The organism is Curtobacterium sp. A7_M15 (assembly GCF_030705415.1).
Lineage (GTDB): Bacteria > Actinomycetota > Actinomycetes > Actinomycetales > Microbacteriaceae > Curtobacterium.
On the sequence record NZ_JAUZED010000181.1, the window covers coordinates 1 to 3732 of the forward strand.

The window sequence follows — 3732 nt, forward strand, 5'->3', positions numbered from 1 at the left end:
CCCGTCTGTACGCTCGTTCCCATGCCGATCCCGGAGACCGCCGTCGCGCACCCGACCCCCTTCGTGGAGATCCCGCGTGGCGAGTGGTCGCAGCTCGCTCCGAAGGAGCACCTGTCCCTCACCGAGACCGAGATCGTGCAGCTGCGCGGCCTCGGTGACCGCCTCGACATGCAGGAGGTGCAGGAGGTCTACCTGCCGCTGTCCCGCCTGCTGACGCTCTACGCGGCGGGTGCGCGGAACCTGCACGCGTCGACGTCGAGCTTCCTCGGGGAACGCGCCAGCAGGACACCGTTCGTGATCGGTGTCGCCGGGTCCGTCGCCGTCGGCAAGTCGACCGTCGCGCGACTGCTGCGCGAGCTGACGAAGCGCTGGCCGGACACCCCGCGCGTGGAGCTCGTGACCACCGACGGCTTCCTGTACTCCAACGCCGAGCTCGAGCGCCGCGGGATCATGGACCGCAAGGGCTTCCCGGAGTCCTACGACCGCCGGGCCCTGCTGCGCTTCGTGAGCCAGGTGAAGAGCGGCGCGACCGAGGTCCGTGCGCCGTACTACTCGCACCTCGTGTACGACATCGTGCCGGATGCCGAGATCGTGGTGCGACAGCCGGACATCCTCATCGTCGAGGGCCTGAACGTGCTCGCGCCGCCGGTGCACGGGCGGCTCGCGCTGTCCGACCTGTTCGACTTCACGATCTACGTCGACGCGAAGACCAAGGACATCGAGTCCTGGTACGTCGACCGGTTCCTCGCCCTGCAGGAAGAGGCGTTCTCGAGCCCGGACTCGTTCTTCCACCGCTTCGCCTCGCTCTCCCGCGAGGACGCGGTGCGCACGGCGACCGAGGTGTGGCGGGCGATCAACGAGCCGAACCTCATCGAGAACGTGCTGCCCACGCGTTCCCGGGCGACGCTCGTGCTCAAGAAGGGCGCGAACCACACGGTCAACTCGGTGCTGCTCCGCAAGATCTGAGTGAGGCCAGCGCTCAGTAAAGATATACTACATTTGACATTCTCAACGAGAGGATGTCCATGTTCGCCACCCCCATCATCTGTCGCATCGGAGCGGGCATCGCCGGCGCCGCACTCCTCGCCGGGCCACTGCTCGGGGTGGACGCGAGTCCCGCTGGTGCCGTCTCGAGCAACCCCTCCGCGGTCAGAGCGACACCGACGGTCCAGATCACCTCCGACACCACGTACGTGCGCGGCGACGCCCTGACCGTCAAGGGCACCGGACCCGCGAACACCACCATCCGGTACGAGCTCGACGACATCGAGTTCGTCGACCCCGTCACCGCGGACGCCGACGGACACTGGCAGATCGACCTCAACGAGTACGCCACCGACACCGACCAGTTCACCCTCACCCTCACCGCCCCCAAGCGCGAACCCGTCACCGTCACCTTCACCGCCGCCCCGGACGCCGCACCCACCCCGGTGACCGTCACCTCCGAGACGACCTACACCCGCGGCGAAGGCACGACCGTCCACGGCACCGGACCCGCGAACACCACCATCCGGTACCAGCTCGACGACATCGAGTTCGTCAACCCCGTCACCGCGGACGCCGACGGACACTGGCAGATCGACCTCAACGAGTACGCCACCGACACCGACCAGTTCACCCTCACCATCACCGCCCCCAAGCGCGAACCCGTCACCGTCACCTTCACCGCCGAGGAGCAGTCCCTCGCACCGATCACCGTCTCGACGGGAACCTTCGTGCAAGGGCAGAGGCAGAAGATCGAAGGCACCGCCCAACCCGGCGCACGTGTCGACGTCTACTCCGGGTCGAAGTACCTCATGAACGTCACCGCCGACAACGACGGCACGTGGAACTACACCACCGGCGCACCGATCACCACCGACACCTTCACCCGCATCCTCAAGACCCGGGGCACCGACGACGTCACCTTCACCCTGACTGCTGAGAAGAACGAGACCGCTCCGATCACCGTCACCACGACGACCTTCATCAAGGGACAGAAGCAGAAGATCGAAGGCACCGCTCAACCCGGTGCACGCGTCGACGTCTACGCCGGGTCGATGTACCTCATGAACGTCACCGCCGACGCAACCGGCGACTGGCGCTACACCACCGGCGCCGCCATCACCGGCAGCACCTTCACCCGCACCCTCACGAGCGCCGGCACCGACGACACCACCTTCACCCTCATCGCTCGCTGACCCGACCCGACGAACAACGGGAGGCCTGCACGTCCGCGCCCCGCTGTGGTCAACGCGCCCCGAAGAGTCGGGGCGCAACGGCCCCAGCGGGGCGCAGACCGCAGAAGCACCGCCCTCCCGCCCCAGCCCCGGTGGTGCCCCCCCCCCCGCGCCTGCGGGGGGCCCACCGGCCACCGGGGGGCGCAGACCGCAGAAGCACCGGGCAGCGCCGGGCGCCCGGCCACGCGCACCTACGCCGCGTCGAGCGCCTACGCCGCGTCGAGCGCCTACGCCGCGTCGAGCGCCAGGCGCTCGCGCACCACGGCGGCGAGCTCCTCGGCGATGCGCTCGGCCTCGGCCTGCGACGCGGCCTCGACCATGACCCGCACGACGGGCTCGGTGCCCGACGGCCGGAGCAGCACGCGCCCCGCGTCGCCGAGTTCGGCGGTCGCGGCGGCGACGGCGTCCTGCACGCCCTGGTCGGCCAGTCCGTGCCGGTCCACCCCGCGCACGTTGACGAGCACCTGCGGGAACACCGTCATGCACGACGCCAGCTGCTCGAGCGTCTTGCCCGTGCGCGCCATCTCGGCGACGAGGTGCAACCCCGTGAGGATGCCGTCGCCGGTGGTCGCGAACTCGTTGAAGATGATGTGGCCGGACTGCTCGCCGCCGAGCGAGTACCCGCCCTCGGTCATCTTCTCGAGGACGTAGCGATCGCCCACGCCGGTCTCGAGCATCGTGATGCCCGCGTCCGCCATCGCCCGCTTCAGCCCGAGGTTCGACATCACGGTCGCGACGAGGGTGTCGGACGCCAGGCGCCCGCGCTCCTGCAACGACAGCGCGAGGATCGCCATGATCTGGTCGCCGTCGATCGCGTTGCCCGCGGCGTCGACCGCGAGGCAGCGGTCCGCGTCACCGTCGTGGGCGATGCCCACGTCCGCGCCGTGCTCGAGGACCGCACGGGCGAGGTTGTCGATGTGGGTGGACCCCACACCGTCGTTGATGTTCATGCCGTCCGGGTCGGCACCGATCAGCGTCACGCGGGCCCCGGCGTTGACGAACACCTCGGGGGAGACACCCGCGGCAGCGCCGTTCGCGCAGTCGAGCACGACGTGGATGCCGTCGAGCCGGTGCGGCAGCGTGCCGAGCAGGTGGACGACGTAGCGGTCCTCGGCGTCGGCGAACCGGGTGATCCGGCCCACGTCGCCACCGGTCGGGGTGGGTGCGGAGTGGTCGTGCATGGCCGCTTCGATGCGGTCCTCGACCTCGTCCGGGAGCTTCCGGCCGCCCGTGGCGAAGAACTTGATCCCGTTGTCGGGCGCTGGGTTGTGCGAGGCGGAGATCATCACGCCGAAGTCGGCGTCGACGTCCGCGACGAGGAACGCCGCAGCGGGGGTGGGGATGACCCCGGCGTCGAGCACGTCGACGCCGGCGGAGGCGAGCCCGGCCGCGACCGCGGCACCCAGGAACTCGCCGGAGACGCGCGGGTCGCGCGCGAGGACCGCACGAGGGCGCGGTCGACCGGACGCCCGACGGGCGTCCGCGTGGTGTCCGTGTGTGAGGACGGCCGCGC

3 protein-coding genes are annotated in these 3732 nt (G+C 70.0%); 2 read left to right on the forward strand and 1 reads right to left on the reverse strand.

The genetic code is table 11. From position 1 onward, the window contains the following. Positions 1-21 precede the first annotated feature (21 nt). A complete protein-coding gene (gene coaA / locus Q7F20_RS18000; RefSeq protein ID WP_305741431.1) occupies positions 22-966 on the forward strand; it encodes a type I pantothenate kinase in 945 nt (314 codons plus the stop codon). A gap of 59 nt (positions 967-1025) precedes the next feature. After that, positions 1026-2180 carry a hypothetical protein gene (locus Q7F20_RS18005; protein WP_305741432.1) on the forward strand — a complete coding sequence of 385 codons (1155 nt, stop codon included), beginning with the start codon at positions 1026-1028 and terminating at the stop codon, positions 2178-2180. Positions 2181-2446: 266 nt separating this feature from the next. Here the strand turns inward: Q7F20_RS18005 and glmM are convergent. Further along, a partial coding sequence (glmM, locus tag Q7F20_RS18010) for a phosphoglucosamine mutase (RefSeq protein ID WP_305741433.1) occupies positions 2447-3732 on the reverse strand: 1286 nt, incomplete at its 5' end.

What these genes read in the sequence shown, in the direction of transcription:
- coaA (WP_305741431.1), top strand. Translation starts at nt 22, where the DNA reads ATGCCGATCCCGGAGACCGCCGTCGCGCACCCGACCCCCTTCGTGGAG.
- Q7F20_RS18005 (WP_305741432.1), top strand. Translation starts at nt 1,026, where the DNA reads ATGTTCGCCACCCCCATCATCTGTCGCATCGGAGCGGGCATCGCCGGC.